Raw genomic sequence first — 20,418 nt, 5'->3', positions numbered from 1 at the left:
CATTTTTGAGATAAGTTTTTGTTTTCTTTGCTTATCTCACGCTTCAGTTTCAAGGAGTTTGTGGCGGCTTTTCTATTTTCTTGGCGTTGAAAAGCCACTCTATCCCGAAAAATCTTCACGCCAGGCCGTGCCATTTACCTTCCGCATTTTTGAGATAAGTTTTTGTTTTCTTTGCGTTGAAGCGTATTTTGAAATACGTGAATAAGCAAAAAAACAAAAAATTATCCAAAAATGGCAGAAAATCAGTCCCGCATAATCTTCATTTGTATAGGCCCTTTGCTGCTGCCGTCTACAAACTGTTTGACGTACGGGTTGTCCGTATGGCGGAACTGGTCGGGCGTGCCGTACATTAAAATTTTCCCTTCGTACAGAAAAGCGATGTAATCGGCGATTTTAAAAGCGGAGCGCATATCGTGCGTGATCACCACCGAAGTAACGCCGAGCTTGGCTTTTAAATCCATAATCAGGTCGCTGATGATGTCGGACATGATAGGGTCAAGGCCGGTGGTGGGTTCGTCGTACAGAATCACCTGCGGCTCCACGGCCAGCACGCGCGCCAGGGCCACGCGTTTTTTCATCCCGCCGGACAGCTCGCTCGGGTTGAGTTTCGCCACATCCTCTTTAAGCCCCACAAGCGCCAGTTTCTCTTTGATGATTCTCGGGTACTCTTTTTCGGGCGTATCCGTCAGGTATTTTAAACCGAAAGCCACATTGTCGCCCACGCTCATGGAGTCAAACAGCGCCCCCTCCTGGAACAAATACCCAAAACGGCGGCGGATGGCCGCGAGCTTTATTTCGCTGTGGATTTTGGTAATGTCTTTTCCTTCCACCAAAATCCGGCCGCCCGTTACCTCTTCCAAGCCGATTAAACACTTAATCAGCGTGCTTTTGCCCGACCCGGAGCCGCCCAAAATACAGGTGGTTTTGCCTTCCTCAATTTTGAGGTTGACGTCTTTTAACACCTGCTTGGGGCCGAAGCTCTTTTTAAGGTCTATGATATCAATCATATTAAATCCCGAACGCCGTTAAAATGGCCGTTAAGAAATAGTCCAGCACTAAAATCAGCACAATCGTGGTTACCACGGCCCCGGTGGTGGATTTACCCACCCCCTCCGCGCCGCCGCGGGTGCTGACGCCTTTATAGCAGCAAACGGTGGCCACCATAAACGCGAACACAAAGGACTTGATAAACCCGTGCATAAAATCTTTCACGCCCATAAAGGACGTAATATCCGTCATATAAATCTCGCCGGGCACGTTCAGCGCGTACACCGCCACCAGATAACCGCCCAGCACGCCGAATAAATTGGAAAAAAGCGTTAAAATGGGCATCGTGAGGATAAAACCGAACATACGGGGAATGACCAAATAGCGGATGGGGTTGGTGCCAAGCGTATACAGCGCGTCAATCTGCTCGGTAACCGCCATGGTGCCGATCTGCGCCGTGACGGCCGCGCCCGCGCGGCCGGAAACCACCACGCCGGTAAGCACGGGGCCCAGCTCGCGGATTAAGGAAAAAGCCACAATCGTGCCCACAAAAATGGGCTCGCCGAAAATATTGCCGATTGTATTGCCCGCCTGCAGCGCAAGCACCATGCCGGTAAACAGGCTGGTTAAAGCGGTTACGCCGAAGGATTCCACGCCGATGACGACGCTCTGGTCCACGGCTTGGCGGAACTCAAAACGGGAATGCGTCAGCCAAAATAAGCCGGAACGAACCATTTTGGCCGCCCCGCCCACCTGGCTGAACATATGCGCCATATATTTTCCCACTGCGGTAAACATTATTCTTTATATATCCTCGGCACGCGCGGCATTAAAAGCGTGCACAGTTCATAATCAATGGTGCCGGCTTTGCGCGCCAGCTCGGCCAGGGTGATTTCTTCGTCTCCCTGCCGCCCGACGGCGATTACTTCGTCCCCCACGGCCACGGGCCCGGCGTCCGTAATATCCGCCATCAGCATATCCATCGTTACGTTGCCCAGCACCCGGCAGCGTCTGCCCCGGATGAGCACGTCGGCCTTGTTGGACAGAGCACGCAAATATCCGTCCCCGTATCCCAGCGGCAATGTCGCCACCTTCATCGCGCGCGGCGCGATGAAACTGCGGTTGTAGCTCACACTGCTTCCAGCGGGTACGTCTTTAACGTACACCACGCGGGTTTTTAAAGACAAAATCGGTTCAAACCCTTTTTCCAGCCCAAACGCGCTGTGCCCCGTGCGGACCATATCGTAATGCACATCCGGCCGGGCGGCAATCGCCGCGGAAGCCGCCACATGGCAGTGGTTGATATGGATGCCATGCAGACGGACGTTGGTCAGCGTGTCGCGGTAGTAGCCGATTTGCTCTTCGGTATAGGCCGGGTCCGTCTCCACGCTGGAAAGATGCGTATACAAGCCGTCCAAAATCACGGACGGCTGATGCGCCAAAAAATCAATTACGTTAAACACGCCGCCGCGGCGGGTGCCGATGCGGCCCATCCCCGTGTCCTGCTTGACGTGACAGAGGGCTTTTTTGCCCAGCTTGCCGGCAATTTCGCTTACGGCTTTGGCCGCGTCCAGGCTGGCTATCGTAATGGCCAGGCCGTTTTCAATGGCGTATTCAAACGCCTCAAACGGATACACGCTGCCCAGCACCAGCACCGGGGTTTTAATGCCGCTGCGGCGCAGTTCCAGCCCTTCTTCCACCGAGGCGGCGCCGAAAAAATCGCTGAGTTTGTTTTCTTCCAAAAACCGGCCCAGCCGCACCGCGCCGTGCCCGTACGCATTGGCTTTTAAAACCGTCAGCACTTTTACGCCGGAGCCCGCCTGCCCGCGCACTTTACGCATATTGCGGGCGAGTTTTTTCAAATCCACCTCGGCCACCGTGGGACGCAAAATAGGCATTTGCATAGGGTTACTCCGGCAGCGCCATAACGGTGTTGCCGCTCATATCCTGCGCGGCTTCCATATGCTCCGGCGCGGGATTGGTGAACAGGGCGTATTCGCCGAAGAAGGCCAAATCAATGTCTCCCACCGGGCCGTTGCGCTGTTTGGCGATAATCAGCGTGGCTTTGTTTTTAAGCGATTCATCGTCGCGCTTGTAATACGCTTCGCGGTGGATTAAGGCCACCACGTCGGCGTCCTGCTCAATGGATCCCGATTCGCGCAAGTCGGACAGCTGGGGCTTGTTGTCCGTGCGGGATTTATCTTCGTTCTTGCGGCTTAACTGCGAAAGCGCCAGCACCGGCACGTTTAACGTACGCGCCAAATCCTTTAACATACGGGAAATTTCGGACACTTCCTGCTGGCGGCTTTCCGTGCGGCGTTCGCCGCCGCGGATGAGCTGTAAATAGTCAATCACAATCAGCCCCAGCTCCTTGCCCTGCTTTTTGAGTTCCGAAGCCAGGCGGCGCGAACGCATGCGCAGCTCCGTAATGGAAATGCCGGACGTATCGTCAATATACATGGGGGCGGAGGCCAGGCGGCCCAGCTCGCGCGTCAAGTCGGACCATTTGCTCTGTTCGTAATACCCGGTGCGCAGTTTATAAATTTCCACCATAGCGGCCGCGCCCAGCATACGTTCAAAAATGATGTGCCGTCCCATTTCCAGCGAAAAGAACGCCACGGGCACCTTGCATTCCACGCACGCGTGGTGTGCAATGTTCAGCGCCAGCGCGGTTTTACCCTGGCTGGGGCGCGCGCCCAAAATAATCAGGTCGGACTTTCTAAGCCCGCCGGTTTTGCGGTCAAACTCGTCCAGCCCCGTCGGCACGCCCTGGATGGCGCTTTTGTTGCGCACGGCTTTTTCCAGGATTTCAATCACTTCCGGCGCGAGGTCTTTAGACGACACGAAACCCGAAAGCTTCTGTTTTTGGCTGAGTTTATAAATTTGGTCGGCGGCGGAGTCAATCAGCACCTGCGGGTCGTCGTCTTCCTCTTTATAACAGCGCTGCACCAGGCCGGTGGCGGTGCGGATAAGATCGCGCACGACGAATTTTTTGTACACGATTTCCGCATAGTGCTTGACGTGCGCGGCAGTGGACACTTTGTCCACCAGCTGCGTCAAATACAATTCGCCGCCCAGCTGCGTAAGCAGGTTGTGGGTTTTGAGTTCTTCGGTCAGCGTAACGATGTCAATCGGCTGGCTGCGGTCCGTCAGCGCCTTCATCGCCGCAAAAATCTTTTGATGGGCTTCTTTATAGAAATGTTCGGGCTTTAAAATTTCAAGCGCTTCGGTAACGGCGTCGGCCTCCAGCAGCATGGAGCCCAATACGGCCATTTCCGCGTCAATCGCCTGCGGGGGGATACGTTCTTCCAACAGATTGCTTGCCATAAATCCTCTGAATATATAGAAATCGCAGTCCGCCTTTTTACCGAACGGTAAAAAGGGGCTTTTATTTATTGTAGCAATTTAACAGAAAAAAGGGGACAGCTGCACCGGATATTTTTATCCGCCGGCGCGTCAAAATTTAGTAAAGTGTATTATTCTTTGTTTTTACTTGAAACTACGCCGCTAAGGAGGCATTCATGGAACAAACCGTTGTAAAAACCAAACAGCCCACCGGGCTCTGGCTGCTGTTTATGACCGAACTCTGGGAACGCTTCAGCTACTACGCGATGCGCAGCATCCTCATCCTGTATATGGTGTACCTGCTGAAAATGGATAAAGGCGGCGCGTCCAACGTCTACGGGACGTTCACCAGCCTGGTATACCTTTCCACGCTTTTGGGCGGTTTCCTGGCCGACCGTTACCTGGGCCAAAAATGGGCCACCATCTGGGGCGGCCTGCTGATTGCCGCCGGTATGTTCGTGATGAGCGTGCCCACCGTCGCTTTCCTTTATATCGCCATGGGGCTGATTATCCTGGGAAACGGATTCTTTAAACCCAACGTGGTCGCTATCGTCGGCCAGCTTTACGATAAAAACGACGCCCGCCGCGACGGCGGTTTCACCATTTTTTATATGAGCGTTAACATCGGCGCGTTCTTCGGGCCCCTGCTTGTAGGGCATTTTGCCGCGTCGGGCAATTACAAAGCCGCGTTCTGGATTGCCGGCATCGGTATGATAATCGGCCTGCTGACCTTTATCCTGGGCTATAAAAAATTTCTGCCCGGCAAAGGCGCCGCACCCAAAGAAAAGCCCGTCTTTTATAAAGACGCCGCCCTGTGGGCCATCGTGCTGGCCATCCCAATGATTGTATTGTATATGAAAGGCCACCATACCGCTTCTTACATTTCGTTTGCGGTTTTGGGCTTAGCCTATTACCTGTACAATAAAAAAGCCAAACGCGTGAAAACCGAAAATACCGCGCCGCTGACGAAACAGGAAAAACAGCAAATCGCCGTCATCGGGATTTTGGCGTTTTTCAGCATCTTTTTCTGGGCCGCGTTTGAACAGGCCGGGGCCGCTTTAAACCTGTTTGCGTATGAATATACCGACCGCGTGATTTCCATTTTCGGCCATTCGTGGGAAATCCCGGCCAACTGGTTCCAGAGCTTGAACCCGCTGTACGTGGTTATTTTTGCGCCGCTGTTTTCCAAGCTGTGGATTGACCTCGCCAAAAAAGGCAGAGAACCATCCACCCCGGCTAAGTTTGTAGTGTCGCTGTGGCTGATGTCTTTGGGCTTTGCGGTAATGCTGTTGGGCGCGTTTATGCTCATCGGCAACGCCAAAATCAGCTTGTTCTATCTGGCGTTTACGTACTTATTCCACACGTTTGCGGAACTGTGCATTTCCCCGGTGGGTAAATCTATGGTTACCAAGCTGGCTCCGGCGCGTTTCGTATCCCTGCTGATTGGCGTATGGTATCTGTCCAACGCCGTAGCCAACAAACTGGCGGGCGTATACTCCGGCTACTTCCAAAAAATCAGCAACGAGCAGTTCTTCCTGTGGCTGGTTATCGTACCGCTGGCGGTATCCGGTATTTTGATGCTGTCATTAAAAGGCATCAAAAAATGGATGCACGGCGTACATTAAACAGTTTAAACCCCGCCAAAAGGCGGGGTTTTTGTATGCACCAGTTTATGTCGTTCTAAGAAAACTGATAACAAATAGAACTTGTAGAACCGTATGGACAAGTTTGTTGTTCTGCGCCAGTAACAGCACGGCACATTTTGTGTCCCCAGGCAGAGTTGGACATACAAAAAATTGTCCCTACTGACGTTTTGAGTGCAGAAGCCGAAGATGGATTTAATACCATATACAAGAAAAAACCTTTATTCGTACCCGGCTCTAAAATAGTTTCAGATAACACTCCCCCATTTACTGATGTAAATACCAGCCCGGACGGCGTTTTAAATCTAAAATTACAATAAGTGTTGTCTCCGGTAAACACGGCAGAACTATAATCAATGCCGGCCAAATCAGCATAAGCACCTAAATCCAGGCAATTTGAACGACCGCCGTTTAATACATACAAGTCCCGCCCGCGCTTTAATTCATAAAACCAAGGCAGGTATTTAGTCACCTTGCTTTTCATAACTGATTTTTCGTACTGTGGCAATGCCACCGCCGCCAAAATACCGATGATTAAAACAACCACCAACAGCTCTATAAGCGTAAATCCGAGGCTTTTCTGCACGGGCTATATCCCCCCATTTATATAAGGTAATAATCCCAATTTATCAAAAAAAAAAAACGCGTCAAGGCCTTCCAGGCCTTGGGGACCTGGCCTAGCCAGGGCTAAAGCAATAAACGGTACTATTAGTTAGATGGAAACAACAAAGGGGGTATGCACCCGTCTGGTATGCCGCCGCCCGCAGGGTCCGCCCCTCCCTTTTCCTGACGGCGCCATCCGACTAATTGAGCCACACTGTTTAAACAATACCGCCAAATACCGTAAAGCGAGCCCGAAAAGCCGCTCGCAGAGTGCCGGGGGCAGGGCCCAGAGCCTGGGCTCCCTTCTCTGACCTCAACCAGGGTTCAGCCATATACGGTACTTTTAGATAGTTGGGAGAAAGACATTTGGGGACGCAAAAGTTTGCCGGGGAACAGTTCTTTATCTGCACGGCCTGCAAGGCCCCCCTTCCAGGGGACGGTTCTCCATGTGGGTACATCCGACTAATTGAGCCACACTATTTAAACAATGTTGCCAAGCACCGTAAAGTCTGCACGGCCTGCAAGGCCCTTTTTCTGGTGCCAGAAAAAGTACCTTTCCCCTTAGAGATTCCTAAATGCAAAAACCCCCGCTCTCGCGGGGGTTTTATACAAAACGCAATTGGATCGGGATTTATTTGGCTTCAGCAACCGCTTCGGCTTTTTCTTCCGGCTTGGCATCGGCGATTTTTTCTTCCACCGTGGTCAAGGGGTTAATCTGAACTTTAATCGTAGCGGTAACCGTCGGCTTCAAATAAATGCCCACTTCGGTTTCACCCAAAGCTTTAATCGGCATATTGAGCTCAATGGAATCCTTGGCGATGTTGTGGCCCAAGGCGTTCAAGGCTTTAAAAATATCGGCTTTGTTGACGGAACCGAACACCACGCCGTCGCTGTTGACGGTTTTGGTGAACGGAAGCACGACGCCGGCCAATTTTTCGGCGATGGCGCGGGCTTCGGCCAGTTCCGCTTCAATGCGTTTGGCGCGTCTTTCGGCGCCAAGCTGCCAATTCTTGATGGCGCCTTCCGTGGCGATTTCCGCCAGGCGGTGCGGCACCAGGAAGTTGCGGGCGTAGCCGGGCTTCACTTCAACAATGCTGCCCACCATACCCAGGTTTTTCACATTCTGTTTCAAAATAACTTTCATTTCCAAATCCTCCGGCTTATTTCTTGGGCAACGAATACGGCAAAATCGCCAGATTGCGGTCGCGTTTGATCGCTTTGGTGATTTGGCGCTGGTGCTTGGCGCAGGTGCCGGTGATTCTTCTGGAAAGGATTTTGCCGCTTTCCATAGTGAAAGATTTCACGAACTGAAAGTTCTTGTAATCCACAACATCAATTTTTTCAGCGCAGACTTTGCAGACTTTTCTTCTGCTTTCAAAGCGCTTTTTGCCCATAAACGGACGCGCCGGTCTTTCGGGGCGGGCGGCCGGAGCGGCGGCGTTGGCCGCGGCGGGGGCTTGCGTGTTTTTAATTTCTTCAGACATGTATTTTCTCTCTTAGGTTCCTGTTAAAAAGGCACGTCGTCTTCCATCACGTCGGTGGTCGGGACGTCGTCCTTGGCGGCCGGGGAAACGTCGTTATGGTACGAACCCGCGGCGCCGGATTCCAGTATTTGTATTCTCCGGGCGGTTACCTGCATGGATTTGCGGGTCTGTCCGGTATTTTTGTCGGTGTATTCGCTGCTGGTGAGGCGGCCTTCCACTTGCACGGGAGTCCCCTTTTTCACCCGGTCTTTACACCGTTCGGCGGCAGCACCCCAAACCACTACGGGAACAAACACAGTGTCATCCTTCCACTCGTTTGTGGTAGCATCTAAATACCTGCGGTTTACCGCGATATCACAACGGCACACTGCCTGACCTTTCTGCGTAAAAGCCACGTTAGGGTCACGTGTTAACCGTCCGACCAGAAGTACAAGATTTTGTTCCGGTAATTTGATTTGTGCTGTCATAGCGACCTTATTTTGCAACGGCAGGAGCCGGTTTTACTTTCACTTCCACGGCGGACATCGTCATGGAGCGAAGCACTTTTTCGTTAAGTTTCAAGGCGTCTTCAAAGATTTTGACAAACTTCGGTTCGGCTTTGAACTTAAGGTAGAGGTAAAAACCGTCGCGAACGTGGTTTACTTCGTGGGTGAATTTTCTTCTGCCCAATTTTTCTTCGCTGGTTACTTCTCCACCGTGTTTCGCGATCAGGTCTTTGGCCTTGGTCACGAATTCGCCCACTTCTCCGTCGGAGAGCTGGGGTTTAACAATGATTACGCTTTCGTAAGTTCTCATATACCAATTATTCTTTTTAGTTGCGTTTTGCAGGGTCAAAAAGCCCCCGCGGGTCTTTTCCTGCTACCCGGAGAGTTTTTGCTGAATACTGTTCGGCCTTCACTCACCAATGGCCGGGGCTATTCTAACCCTATAGATATTATAACAAAAAAGGAGAAGAAATAGGGATTTGCCTTTTGCACAGCGGCGGCGCAAAAAGGCAGCAATTACCGTTTAAGGAAAATTTTGGCGGGGCTGGCGGCCCCTTTGATGAGGGATAATTTATTTTCGGGCAGGCCGAGGTGTTCCGCCAGTACGGCGCGTACGGCTTCGTTGGCGCGGCCCTGTTCGGCCGGCGCTTTGACCCAGATTTCGTAAGAGTCCGGGGATTTTTGTTCCAAACGGTTTTTCTTTTCCCCGGCGTGTACTTTTACTTTAATGTAGGCTTCCATAGGTGTATTTTACTTTTTTACATAAAAAGTAAGCAAAAGGTTCTTTTCACTTTTTCTGCCGCCAGAAAAAGTGCACAAAAAGAGCGCGCCCCATGGCCTATAAAATACCAGGTTTAGGGCGGGCGTTTTTACAACTCACTCCGTTCAAACAGATAAAAACGCCGGTCCGCCCAAACCGGATTTTATAAACAGACCGAAGGGGCGAACCGGCAAGTCCGCTGCGCCACTCCCTCAATTATCCAAGCAGGAAAACCGCTTTTCGCCGCTGCCGATATTGAAACGTCTATAAAAAATCACTTTTGCGGGGTTGTCTGTTTTGTATGTTTGAGCACAGCGAGTTTACAAAACAGCCGCAAAAGTGATTTTTTATGTTTCACAATCGGCGAGTTTTTGGCTTACTTTTTGTCGACACAAAAAGTAAGAAAAACTACTTTTCAATCAAGCTCTTGGCCGTCATATCGGCGGGCTTTTCAAGGCCCATCACATCCAGAACCGTCACCGCAATGTCGCCCAGGTTGCCCGCGGCGGCCATTTTGGCGTCTTTATGGTCTTTGCTCAGGTAGATGAAATCCACCAGGTTCGTGGTATGGGCGGTTTTGGGCATATTGATTTTTTCGTCCCACATTTCTTCGGCGTTGCCGTGGTCCGCGGTGATAAACACCGTGTAATCGCTGTTTAAAGCGGCTTCGGCCACCGCGCCGGTGCATTCGTCCACCACTTCCACGGCTTTGACGACGGAATTAAAATTGCCCGTATGTCCCACCATATCGCAGTTGGCGAAGTTAATCACGATAAAATCGTATTTGCCCGAAGCAATTTGCTTGAGCGCTTCGTCTTTGACGATATACGCTTCCATTTCCGGATGGTCGGCAAAGGTGGCGGGGTCAAAGCGGCCTTTGATTTCAATGCGGTCTTCGCCTTCGTACGGTTTAATCTGCTTGCCGTTAAAGAAGGACGTAACGTGTTTGAATTTCTGCGTTTCGGCCAGGCGCAGCTGTTTTAAACCGGCCTTGGAAATCACTTCGCCGAGCAGATTGTTCATACCGCCGCCGTCGGTCATAGAGGCGAGGGCGTTGTATTCAAAGCTGTCGTAATATTTCGTCAGCCCGCAGAACACGCACGGGACGCGTTCGCCGCGGTCTTTGCCCGGGTAATTATCGTCAATAAACGCGCGGGTGAGCTGGATGGCGCGGTCCTGGCGGAAGTTGAAAAAAATCACGCTGGAACCGGCTTCCATCCCTTTGTAATCGCCGAGCACGGTGGGCGGAATATATTCATCCACCATCGGGCCGCCGTCGGGCGTTTTCATGGTTTTATAATCGGTTTCCACCACTTCTTCGGCGGTGGCGCCGTGCAGGCCCTGGGCGCGCACGATTAAATTATAGGCTTTGTCGGTCAGGCTCCAGTCTTCGCCGCGGTCCATGGCGTAGTAGCGGCCCTGGATGGTGGCGATTTGGCCGATGCCGTATTCTTTGATTTTTTCTTCCAGCGTGCGGATAAAGCCCACGGAGCTCTGGGGCGGCGTATCGCGGCCGTCGGCAAAAAAGTGCACGTAAACGGTTTTTACGCCCCGTTCTTTGGCGTATTTCATAATGGCGTGGAGATGGTCGTGGTGGGCGTGCACGCCTTCGTCCTGCACCAGGCCCATCAGGTGCAGCGGCTTGTCGTTTTTCAGGCAGTTGTCAATACAGGCGGAAAACGCGGCGGATTTGAACAAAGAGCCGTCTTCAATGGTATCTTTTAAGCGTTTGAGTTCCTGCACCACAATTCTGCCCGCGCCCATATTTAAATGTCCCACTTCGGAAGAGCCCATATACCCCGCCGGCAGACCGACTTGTTCGCCGGACGCTTCAATCTGGGTATGGGGATACTCGGCCAGGTATTTGGTGATGTTCGGGGTTTTGGCGTTGGTTACCGCGTTGTGCGGGCCGCTTTTGGCGTCGCCCCAGCCGTCTCTAATAATTAAAACCACTTTTTTCATACAGTCATTCTCCTTAATTTTGGCAAATTAAATCTTTCCAGCGTTTGCACTGGAATTCGTTTAACTGTTCCAGCGTAGACACGCCGTGTTTACTTAATATTGTAAGAAAATAATAGAAAATCTGCTCGGCCATTTTCGTATCGGCCATCGCCCGGTGCCATCCCTGCGTGTTAATGCCCAAATCGGCCGCAATACAGCCCAGGTTATTCTTGGCAAACTTGCCGCTTTTGCGCGCGAGTTTTAACGTATCCACCACCGGGTAGGGCGGAAAGCGCATACCGCACTGCGCAAATTCGGAGCGCAGAAAGCCGATGTCAAAATCCGCATTGTGCGCGACGATGACGCAGTCGTCCAGCAGCGCCAGCAGGCGCGGCAGAATATCCCCAAACGACGGCGCGCCCGCCACCATTTCGTTGGTAATGCCGTGAATGGCGATTACGTCCGGATGCATGGGCATACCGGGGTTTAACAGCGTGGAAAATTCGTCCACTACGCGGCCCGCGCGCGAAACGGACACCGCAAGCTCGCAAATCTTCCCCCCTCCTTCCGGGGAAAGACCCGTGGTTTCCGTGTCCAGACAGGCAAATTTTAATTCAGTCAGTTGCATAGGTTACCAGGTTAAATAAAAACGCATCCGCACCAAAAAGCCCGCCAAAACGGAGCCGAACGCCCCGATATAGAAGGCGGCGCTGGAAACGTCCATCAGGCGGATTTTCCGCGCGTACAGACACGCCAAATACCACACGCCCAAAAGCACCGCCCAGCGCCAGCCGGGCAGGAGCATAATTAAAAAGAAAATAGCGCGCACCATCATCAGCAGCCACCGCTCGTCAAACGTCGGATAATCGCGCCCGTAGCGGTCCTGCTCAATGGCGAAAATAAACCAGCCGAGCACCCGCGTGGCCGTTACCAGCCCCACCAGAAAAATCACCCACGGCTCCACGAAAAAATTTCCCGTTTCATACAGCGCTTTAAACGGCACGCATAAAAACAAAAACAGCAGGTTGACGAATGTTTTGACGAAGAACGTCAGCACATGCCCGTGGCGGATTTTTCCGCCGAACTGAAAATACTGGTCCGAAAATACGTGGAATACACAAAACAGCAAAATACACACCCAGCCGGGCACGCTGAAAAGCTCCAAAAACGGCCAGGGCATCGTCAGATAACCGTAACACAGCAGAAACGACCAGAACAAAAACACGCCCGCATGCAGGGCGATGGCCTTCGCGCGGTTGCGCTCTTCCAGGATGTTAATGGTTTGGTGGAAGAAAACGAAATCCGTCAGAAAAAACGCCAAAAACAAACGCCAAAAAACAATCATGCAGCCTCCTTGGGAAGAGATACCGTAAAGGTGCTTCCCTCACCCGGCTTGGACGAAACTTCCAGCGAGCCGCCGTGCGCTTCTACGATTTGGCGGCTGATAAACAAGCCGAGCCCGTAGCCGGGCCGGTCCGAACGGACCTGGTGGTATTTTTGAAAAAGTCCTTTTATGTCTTTGGCGTCAATGCCGATGCCGCTGTCCTGCACCGACAGATAATACGCCTTTTCGTCCTGCTCCGCTCGCACGCGGACAAACCCTTTATCCGTAAATTTAACGGCGTTGGACACCAAATTCATCAATACCCGCTGCAAAAGTTTCGGGTCCGCCGGCAGACGCTCCACCTCCACGGCGGCGGAAAGCTCCAGCCCTTTTTCGGCGGCCGTGGGGGCCAGCGTTTCCGTTACGTTTTTTACCAGCGCGCGTACGTCCGCGCTTTCTTTTTTGGGGCTCATCATACCGGCCTGCACGCGCGATACGTCCAGCACGTCTTCCAGCAGGGACGAGAGGTTTTTCGCGGCCTGGCTCATCAGTTCCAGGTATTCTTTCTTTTCCTGCTCCGTGGCTTTGCCGCTTTGCAAAATATACAAATACCCTTGCAGGCCCAGCAGCGGGGCGCGCAAATCGTGCGCGACGGAGCGGAATACCTGTTCTTTCATTTCGCTCACCTGCGCCTGAAGCTGGAGCACCTGGTAGTCTTTCAAATCGGCGGTCATTTTGTTAAAGGCGGCGATAAGCTGTTTAAATTCGCCCCAGCCGATTTCTTCGTCAATTTTTTCTTCCAAATTGCCCGCGCTGACTTCTTTGGCCGCGCGCGACAGCGCTTCTATCGGCTCGCCCAGCCGTTCGGCAAACGTCAGCGCGCCGAAATACGCCAGCGTGGCGATGGACAGCAGAAACAGCGCAATAATAATGTTGGTGTAGTGAATACTGCGGTACGCCTCGCTTTTAAGCTGCAATACCGTTACGTACGCCCCCAAAATAGGCGTAGGGGCAAACGCGCCCACATACGTTTCATCCGGCGTTTTTAAGCGTTTAATCAGCCGGTCCTGCGACGCAAAGGCGTTCTTTAACGCCGCCGCGTCAAAAGCGGGTTTGTACTGGTAATCGTTGGCGTAGGCCAGGCCGTCCTGGTCCACAATATAGATGCGCCCGGTAACGCCGATACGCTGTTCCTGCACGCGGGAAAGAAAACTGAAAAAGCTCATTATGCCGTAGAGGAAATCCCCGTTGGGCAAGGGATAAATAAATTCGCTGATGGGGCGGCCGGCCACCACGTCAAAACTGCTGACGGACAGCCTCGGCGCGCCCGCCAGTTCGGGCAGGGAAGGGTCTCCCTCCAAATCAAGCGGCGGCAGCTGTTTTAAAACCTGTTTGTCGCCCGCGCGGTAGAGCTCTTTGCCGGTTTTGGAAAGCACGGCCAGCATTAAAAAATCGGGGTTGGCGCTTAACGCTTCCTGCAAGACGGGTTCGGGGTTTTTCTTGGCGTCAAGCGTCTGGGTAAGGTGTTGGGTAAAGGCCAGGCGCCAGGTTAAATCTTCTATATGCTGGTTCATGGAAGAAGAAACAATCTGCGCCAGGTTGGCGTGGGTTTCCAAGATATTGTCCTTTAAGTGCACCTGATAGTAGGCAAGCAGCAGCACCATGGGGATAAGCGGCATCAGCACCACGGCCAGAAACAGCTTGAAGAGTTTAGAAAATATGGACATAATCTACCTTATTATAAATTATATCAATTCAGCGCGCGCAAACGGGGAAAAAATCGCCCGGGTCCAAAGGCCTAAAACGGCCTGGGTCCGGGCCGCCGGAAACACTGGGCCTTTTTTCCGGCATGCCGCGGGCCTTTTGACCCTGGCGCCGGCGCCCCGGAAAGCCTATAGTATAAATATGACAAAACAACTGATGACTTTAGCCTCCCGTATGCGCCGGGCGTTTATCCGCAGCGTTGAGCAGGATATCCGCAAAGAAGAGATGCGCGCGGTAAGCGTACAGGAGCAAATTATCTTTTTAAGCGAGGAAGAAGCCGCTTTTGTCGCGCTGGAAACGCGCCGCCTGCTGCGCGCCCAGCGTCAGGAAGCCCGGCGCAAAAAACGGATGGGCGTTCCTCCGCCGCCCACTCCGGGCAAAATAGCCTACGCCGTGTATATGTAAACCCTTTTAATTTAAAACCCGCTTCCGTTTGGAAGCGGGTTTTTTACCGTGCAAGAAACCGGGCGGCTGTTACTCTGCCGGCGGCGCAAGACGTATATTTAAATCGCACCCCGCCACCAGCGCGGCGGCTTTGCTTTTCATAAAACGGACATACTGCAAGTGCTTCCCGGGGGCCGCGCGCTGCATCCGCCGGCCCGCGGAACGGAGTTCCCACGGCAGCGGCATATGGCGCTCCAGCAGCGTATTTAATTCCTGCGTCCCCTCCGGGGAGAATTCCGCCACAAACGGTTTAAATTCCTTTAACAACAGCGGCAGCGAACCCGGATGATTGTAATTGGTATGCCCCAGCCCCGCGTGTACAAACACCACCGCGTCCGGGTCGTGCGCGTAAATGCGGCGGAGGATGCCGCTCCAGTAGCTGTTGCGCTCCGCCATCCCGGCGGGCGAAATTGTTTTCCACGCCAGTTCCGTATTGGCGAAATCGGCTTTATAACCCACTTTTAACAATTCATCCGAAAGCGCCGGATTTTCCAGCCCCACCACCCGCACGCCCGCGCGCACAAGGCGGCGCGTCATATCGCGGTAAAACGGACGTTTCCGCACCAGACGCTCCACATCCTGCTCGCCGGACAGCAAATATACAGGCCCCCGGCCGGGAACGGCGTCTATAAATTCCGACGCGTAATAGACGTTCCGCTCCGGATACGCCCGTACGTATTGGTAAACGGCTTGTTCCACCTGGCTGGCCGCCCAGTCGTTTTCGTGCACCTCCCCCAACGCCAGCAGGCGGGCTCCGGCGGGAAAATACTGCGTATAATCTATCCGCCCCACTTTGGCTTCCATCGTTACTTTTTCCCGCAGCGCGTCCGACAAAACAAAACCGGCGTAATCGCGCTTCATCCAATTGGCAACCATCTGCTCCTGCAGCTGATAATGGCGGCGCAACGCTTCCGGCGGCGGCACTTTAACGTTTAAATTACAATACCCTTCCAGCATATCATCCAGATCGTCCAAAGCGGCTTGGCCGAAGGATTTTAAATAAGCACTTTGCCGCGCGGCGGAAACCCCCAGGGCGCGCTGTGCCGGGACGGCCGCCGTCTGACGCACCGAATTGCCCAGAAGGCTCTTGGCGATGGCGGAAGGAAGCTTTTGGGTCTGTGCGCGGGCGGCACAGCACAGCGTCATCAGGCAGATATATAAAGAAAGTATTTTTTTCATAAGCGCAGCCCTTTATTTTACTATGTCATTTTTCCGCCCCCGGCGGACAGGGCCTTTAGTCCTAAACACATAAAAAAGAAGGCCCATTTTTTTCTGGGCCCTCTTTTGTTTGGCTAAAACCTTATTATTTGGTTTTTTTAAGCTGCTCAATGATGCGCGGCAGGATTTGGTGCGCGTCGCCCACGAAGCCGTATTTGCAGACGTTGAAAATCGGCGCGTTTCCGTCTTTGTTAATGCCGATAATCACGTCGCTGTGTTCCATACCCACCACATGCTGCACCGCGCCGGAAATACCGCACGCCACGTAGAGCTTGGAGGATACGGTTACACCGCTCTGGCCGATCTGTTTGTCTTTGGGTTTGAGGCCCAAATCAATCGCCGCGCGCGAAGCGCCCACGGCACCGCCCAAGTCGGCGGCCAGTTCTTCCAGCAGGTTAAAACCGTTCTGGTCTTTCATACCGCGGCCGCCGGCGATGACCACTTCGGCCTCGTCCAGCTTATCCATGGCGGACACTTCGTCAATATGCGTATTGATAATGCGCACTTTGGCGGCTTCCGCCGGGACGGCTACGGCTTCCGTTACCACCTGGGCCATTTTGCCGGGGGTGGTAACCACTTTTTTAAACACGTTGGGGCGGACGGTGGACATCTGCGGGCGGTAATCCGGGCATTTGATGTCGGCCATAATGTTGCCGCCGAACGCGGGACGGGTCTGAATCAGGTTGCCGTCTTTAATGGAAAGGCCGGTGCAGTCCGCCGTTAAACCGACGAACAGCTCGGACGAAATGCGCGGAGACAAATCGCGCCCGATAAAGGTGGACGGATAGAGCACCACGCTGGGGTTATACTTTTTAATCAGCGTTACCATCGCGTTGGCGTACGCGGCGGTGTTGTAGCTGTGGTATTCCGGGCCGTTTACGGCGTAGATTTTGTCCGTGCCGTACTGCGACAGTTCGGCGTAGTACTGGGGCACGTTGTCGCCGATGATAACGGCGCAGAGCTCTTCGCCCAGCTGGTCCGCGAGTTCCCGGCCTTTGGACAGCAGTTCAAAGCCCACGGGACGCACTTTTTGGTTTTTGCCGTCGTCCGAAATTTCAATAAACACCCACACGCCCTTGTAGGCGGACAGGTCTTTCTTCGCCGCGCCGCCGACGGCGGGCAGAGACAGGGCCTTCACCGGGCACACGCTTACGCACGCGCCGCACATGGTGCAGGCGTTGGAAGCGACGGCTTTGCGGTTGACCAGAGAGAGCGCTCCAAACGGGCAGGCGGCTACGCATTTGCCGCAGCCTACGCACTTATCAGAAATCTGAATCATTTAATCACACTCTCCTTTCTCAAAATTTCAACAAACTTATCCGCCAGTTCCACAGGCGAGCCGGCAAACATTTCGCCTTTGGGGCGGGCCGGCGGCGGGAAGATGCGGTCCACGCGCGTGGGCGAGCCTTCCAGGCCGAGTTTATGCGGATCCGCGCCGATGTCGGCCGCGGTCCAGGTGAAAGTGGCTTTGTCCTGCGCTTTGTGCGCGGCCATAAAAGAAGGATATTTCGGCGCGTAGTCGTGCGGCATCGTCATGGTAACCAAGACGGGCAGGTCCGCTTCCAGGATTTGGTGGCCGCCTTCAATCAGCTTTTTGACGACAACCTGGTTTCCGTTCGCGTCAATGCTTTCGCAGAACGTGATTTGCGGGATGTTCAAATGGTACGCAATGCCGGGGCCCGTTTGGGCGGTGTCGCCGTCAATGGCCATCTGGCCGCAGAGAATCAAATCGTACCGGCCGATTTTGCGGATGGCCGTAGCCAGCGCGTAGGACGTGGCCCACGTGTCCGAACCGGCAAAAGCGCGGTCCGAAAGAAGCACGCCTTCGTCGGCGCCCAACGCCTGCGCCAGGCGCAGCACGGCGGTGGCCTGCGCGGGGCCCATGGAGAGCACCGTTACTTTCGCGCCCGTCTTGGCTTTAATGGCCAGGGCTTTTTCCAGCGCGAAATGGTCGTAAGGGTTCAAGATGCTGGGCACGCCCGCACGGATGAGCGTACCGGTTTTCGGGTCCACCTTGACTTGGGTGGAATCGGGAACTTGTTTGATGCAGACAATAATATTCATGCGTTGTATCCTATTTCTTGAAAATGTCTCTTAATTTGGCGCTCACGGCGTCCATATCGTCAATCAGGCCGCGCATTTTTTCTTCAATGCCGACGATGTTGACGGCCTGGCTGAGCTCGGCCGCGTTGATGTCCGGGCAGGTGCCCAAAATCAGGCGCATCCCGTCCGTGGCGGTTTTAAAGGCGCTCTGGCGGGCGTTGACGCGGGCCATCGTGCACAGGGAGGTCAAGTCAAAGCGGCTGCCTTCGGTTACCACTTTGTCCGCGCACTGCTTGGAGAACACGGCCGCCACTTCCATTTCGCTGATTAAATCGCCCAGCATAAAGGTAACGTACTGATGGCGGGTGAGTTTGTTGGCGCGGCAGTCTTCCAGCACGCGGGCCAGGGCTCTAAAGCCCAGGGCCACGCTGTCGGCGCCCACATTGGGGTTCTGCGCGTGGATGGCGTCAAACGCGGCGGCCTGGTTCAAATAATACTGGCCGCGGCTCTTTAAATGTTCCTGCCAGCGTCCGCGGAAAATCGTCATCTCCAGCACTTCGCTGGTGCCTTCGTAAATACAGGTGATTTTAACGTCGCGCTTGATTTTTTCAACCGAGAACTCTTTGGTGTAGCCAAAACCGCCCATCGCCTGGATGGCGTCTTCGGCGGCTTTGTTGCCGGATTCGGTGGCGTAGAGCTTCGCAATCGCGCCTTCGGTGGCGAGGCCGTGGTTGTTGACTTCCAGCTGTTTGGCCGTCCAGTCAATATACGCGCGGGCCGCTTCAAAACGGACGTAATGCGGCGTGATGAGCTTTAACATAAATCCCTGCTTTTCGGCCAGCGGGCCGCCGGCCTGAATGCGCTGCTGGGCGTACTGCAAAGCGGTTTCCACCGCTTCTTCGCCGCCGCCCAAACCAAACGCGGCCACCATCAGGCGGGTATAGCCGAATACGGCCTGCGCCTGCAGGAAGCCCTGGCCTTCTTTCAGGCCGATTAAATTTTCGGCGGGAACGTAAACGTCGTCAAACGCCAGGCCCGCGGTGTTGGACAGGCGGATACCGTGTTTGTCTTCGTGCACGTCCTGCGTAAAACCGGGGGTGCCTTTTTCCACAATAAACCAGCTCGGGCCGCCGGGAGCCAGCGCGAGCACGGTGTAAATATCGGCCACGCCGCCGTTGGAAATCCACATTTTGCTGCCGGTAATTTTATAGCCCACGACTTTGCCGTCTTTCACCACGTGCTCGGCGCGGGTGCGCAGGGATACGAGGTCGGAACCGGCGTCGGCTTCCGTAGCGCCGTACGCCACGAGTTTGTTTTCGTGCGCGATTTTCTGGAACCATTTGGCCTTTTGTTCCGGGGTGCCGCCGACGTTAATCGGGTCGCTGCCCAGGAAGGTGGCGAATACGCCGGTGGCGATGCCCAGGTCAATACGGGCAAGCTGTTCGCACACGCGGTAGATTTCGGTGGTCTGGCCGCCGAGGCCGCCGTATTCTTCGGGAATAAGCAAAAGATGCACGCCCAGCACGTCGTGGTCGTACATCTCTTTTAAAATGTCTAAAGGAATTTCGTTCTTAGCGTCATGCTCCCGGATGAGGTTAAAAGAAATCCGGTTTTTAGCATATTGCTTCAAACTGTCCAACATCAGGTTTCTGGTTGTCAGGTCGTTCTTTGCCATATTTGGGAGTCTCCAAAATACAATATAGATATATGATACCAATTTTTAAGTTTGAGCGCATTTCCCGGGCATAAAAAACCCGGTTTCAAAACCGGGAGTTAAAAAGCTATATATCATTTTCCACTCGCCACCCTTGAGCCTCCAGCAATTTACACATTGTTTCCGCTAAGCCCTCTTGCCGATACCAACATTCATAGTGATCATCCCCATTAATCGTTTCATGCAGTAAACCATAGCCCTTATCTAAACGCCATGCCCACCAACGACAATACTGAGAGCCATATCCGCCACACCAAGCTTCATAACGAAAATATTTAGAATCACTTTTAGTAGCTGTCGTTGGAATAAGCGGCAGCGTGATATCCAATTCTCCTCCCGGATTAGTCCCTAAAAATTCTACATTTTCCATAGGATATCCGCCTTGTCCCAATACCCATACAGCCATAGCTTGATCCAAGGTTTTACCAATCGAAAGGGCTTCCGCCATACGGCTTTTTTCCACCGCTTTCTCATACTGCGGCAAGGCGACAGCCGACAATATGCCGATAATTAAAACGACTACCAACAGCTCTATTAGCGTAAATCCGAGGTTTTTCTGCACGGGATATATCCCCCTATTTATATAAGTTGATATTCCCAATTTATCAAAAAAAAAAAAACGCGTCAAGGCCTTCCAGGCCCCGGAGCTCTGGCCTCAACCAG

General features: G+C 53.3%; 22 protein-coding genes. 3 read left to right on the top strand and 19 right to left on the bottom strand.

Annotated elements, in window-relative coordinates; genetic code table 11:
- Positions 1-205, top strand: a 205-nt coding sequence (locus tag ACQY36_RS06115) for a hypothetical protein (protein WP_428078346.1), incomplete at its 5' end; no start/stop codon positions are given.
- Positions 206-242: 37 nt separating this feature from the next.
- Here ACQY36_RS06115 and ACQY36_RS06110 read toward each other — a convergent pair.
- From ACQY36_RS06110 to dnaB, 4 genes are read right to left on the bottom strand one after another with little or no spacing between them, the layout of a single operon-like run.
- Positions 243-1,007, bottom strand: coding sequence for an ABC transporter ATP-binding protein (locus ACQY36_RS06110; RefSeq protein WP_428078344.1), 765 nt, complete (start codon positions 1,005-1,007; stop codon positions 243-245).
- Position 1,008: 1 nt separating this feature from the next.
- Complete coding sequence (locus tag ACQY36_RS06105; protein WP_428078342.1) at positions 1,009-1,761, bottom strand: MlaE family ABC transporter permease; 753 nt, start codon at positions 1,759-1,761, stop codon at positions 1,009-1,011.
- A gap of 23 nt (positions 1,762-1,784) precedes the next feature.
- A complete protein-coding gene (alr, locus tag ACQY36_RS06100) occupies positions 1,785-2,891 on the bottom strand; it encodes an alanine racemase (RefSeq protein WP_428078340.1) in 1,107 nt (368 codons plus the stop codon).
- A 4-nt stretch (positions 2,892-2,895) separates the two neighbouring features.
- Positions 2,896-4,314 carry a replicative DNA helicase gene (gene dnaB, locus ACQY36_RS06095; protein WP_428057581.1) on the bottom strand — a complete coding sequence of 473 codons (1,419 nt, stop codon included), beginning with the start codon at positions 4,312-4,314 and terminating at the stop codon, positions 2,896-2,898.
- Between the two features lie 194 nt (positions 4,315-4,508).
- Here dnaB and ACQY36_RS06090 point away from each other — a divergent pair, with 194 nt between their 5' ends.
- Complete coding sequence (locus ACQY36_RS06090) at positions 4,509-5,957, top strand: peptide MFS transporter (RefSeq protein WP_428070767.1); 1,449 nt, start codon at positions 4,509-4,511, stop codon at positions 5,955-5,957.
- A 55-nt stretch (positions 5,958-6,012) separates the two neighbouring features.
- Here ACQY36_RS06090 and ACQY36_RS06085 read toward each other — a convergent pair whose 3' ends face one another.
- The 10 genes from ACQY36_RS06085 to ACQY36_RS06040 all read right to left on the bottom strand — a co-directional run bounded on the left by ACQY36_RS06085 (position 6,013) and on the right by ACQY36_RS06040 (position 14,299).
- The gene (locus ACQY36_RS06085) at positions 6,013-6,561 is read right to left on the bottom strand and encodes a type IV pilin protein (protein ID WP_428078338.1); all 549 of its coding nucleotides are present in this window, start codon (positions 6,559-6,561) and stop codon (positions 6,013-6,015) included.
- Positions 6,562-7,209: 648 nt separating this feature from the next.
- A complete protein-coding gene (gene rplI, locus ACQY36_RS06080) occupies positions 7,210-7,722 on the bottom strand; it encodes a 50S ribosomal protein L9 (RefSeq protein ID WP_428070771.1) in 513 nt (170 codons plus the stop codon).
- A 16-nt stretch (positions 7,723-7,738) separates the two neighbouring features.
- The gene (gene rpsR, locus ACQY36_RS06075; protein WP_428057571.1) at positions 7,739-8,062 is read right to left on the bottom strand and encodes a 30S ribosomal protein S18; all 324 of its coding nucleotides are present in this window, start codon (positions 8,060-8,062) and stop codon (positions 7,739-7,741) included.
- 23 nt (positions 8,063-8,085) lie between these two features.
- Positions 8,086-8,529: a single-stranded DNA-binding protein gene (locus ACQY36_RS06070; RefSeq protein ID WP_428057569.1), complete on the bottom strand. Its 444-nt coding sequence runs from the start codon at positions 8,527-8,529 to the stop codon at positions 8,086-8,088.
- 7 nt (positions 8,530-8,536) lie between these two features.
- A complete protein-coding gene (gene rpsF, locus ACQY36_RS06065) occupies positions 8,537-8,857 on the bottom strand; it encodes a 30S ribosomal protein S6 (RefSeq protein WP_428057567.1) in 321 nt (106 codons plus the stop codon).
- A 206-nt stretch (positions 8,858-9,063) separates the two neighbouring features.
- Positions 9,064-9,288 carry a DUF167 domain-containing protein gene (locus ACQY36_RS06060; RefSeq protein WP_428078336.1) on the bottom strand — a complete coding sequence of 75 codons (225 nt, stop codon included), beginning with the start codon at positions 9,286-9,288 and terminating at the stop codon, positions 9,064-9,066.
- Between the two features lie 427 nt (positions 9,289-9,715).
- Positions 9,716-11,269 carry a 2,3-bisphosphoglycerate-independent phosphoglycerate mutase gene (gene gpmI, locus ACQY36_RS06055; protein WP_428057561.1) on the bottom strand — a complete coding sequence of 518 codons (1,554 nt, stop codon included), beginning with the start codon at positions 11,267-11,269 and terminating at the stop codon, positions 9,716-9,718.
- Between the two features lie 13 nt (positions 11,270-11,282).
- The gene (locus ACQY36_RS06050; RefSeq protein ID WP_428078334.1) at positions 11,283-11,876 is read right to left on the bottom strand and encodes a 3'-5' exonuclease; all 594 of its coding nucleotides are present in this window, start codon (positions 11,874-11,876) and stop codon (positions 11,283-11,285) included.
- Positions 11,877-11,879: 3 nt separating this feature from the next.
- Positions 11,880-12,593 carry a hypothetical protein gene (locus ACQY36_RS06045; protein ID WP_428078332.1) on the bottom strand — a complete coding sequence of 238 codons (714 nt, stop codon included), beginning with the start codon at positions 12,591-12,593 and terminating at the stop codon, positions 11,880-11,882.
- On the bottom strand, positions 12,590-14,299 hold the full coding sequence (locus tag ACQY36_RS06040; RefSeq protein WP_428070777.1) for a sensor histidine kinase: 1,710 nt from the start codon (positions 14,297-14,299) through the stop codon (positions 12,590-12,592). Before ACQY36_RS06040 ends, ACQY36_RS06045 begins: the two co-directional genes overlap by 4 nt.
- A 178-nt stretch (positions 14,300-14,477) precedes the next feature.
- Between ACQY36_RS06040 and ACQY36_RS06035 the strand changes: the two genes are divergently transcribed.
- Positions 14,478-14,741: a hypothetical protein gene (locus ACQY36_RS06035; protein ID WP_428057553.1), complete on the top strand. Its 264-nt coding sequence runs from the start codon at positions 14,478-14,480 to the stop codon at positions 14,739-14,741.
- Positions 14,742-14,810: 69 nt separating this feature from the next.
- Here the strand turns inward: ACQY36_RS06035 and ACQY36_RS06030 are convergent, their stop codons facing one another.
- The 5 genes from ACQY36_RS06030 to ACQY36_RS06010 all read right to left on the bottom strand — a co-directional run bounded on the left by ACQY36_RS06030 (position 14,811) and on the right by ACQY36_RS06010 (position 20,317).
- Positions 14,811-15,959 carry a hypothetical protein gene (locus ACQY36_RS06030; RefSeq protein ID WP_428078330.1) on the bottom strand — a complete coding sequence of 383 codons (1,149 nt, stop codon included), beginning with the start codon at positions 15,957-15,959 and terminating at the stop codon, positions 14,811-14,813.
- Positions 15,960-16,083: 124 nt separating this feature from the next.
- Positions 16,084-17,277 (bottom strand): FAD-binding protein, encoded by a 1,194-nt coding sequence (locus ACQY36_RS06025; protein ID WP_428057691.1) that lies wholly within the window; start codon positions 17,275-17,277, stop codon positions 16,084-16,086.
- Complete coding sequence (locus ACQY36_RS06020; RefSeq protein ID WP_428057689.1) at positions 17,274-18,062, bottom strand: electron transfer flavoprotein subunit beta/FixA family protein; 789 nt, start codon at positions 18,060-18,062, stop codon at positions 17,274-17,276. Before ACQY36_RS06020 ends, ACQY36_RS06025 begins: the two co-directional genes overlap by 4 nt.
- A 10-nt stretch (positions 18,063-18,072) precedes the next feature.
- The gene (locus ACQY36_RS06015) at positions 18,073-19,716 is read right to left on the bottom strand and encodes an acyl-CoA dehydrogenase family protein (RefSeq protein WP_428070781.1); all 1,644 of its coding nucleotides are present in this window, start codon (positions 19,714-19,716) and stop codon (positions 18,073-18,075) included.
- Between the two features lie 106 nt (positions 19,717-19,822).
- Entirely contained in the window at positions 19,823-20,317 is a 495-nt protein-coding gene (locus tag ACQY36_RS06010; protein ID WP_428078328.1) for a type IV pilin protein, read from the bottom strand.
- Between the last annotated feature and the right edge of the window lie 101 nt (positions 20,318-20,418).

It is taken from the genome of Candidatus Avelusimicrobium alvi (genome assembly GCF_958451995.1).
Classification (GTDB): Bacteria; Elusimicrobiota; Elusimicrobia; order Elusimicrobiales; family Elusimicrobiaceae; genus Avelusimicrobium; species Avelusimicrobium alvi.
This window is presented reverse-complemented; position numbering and strand designations above follow the sequence as displayed.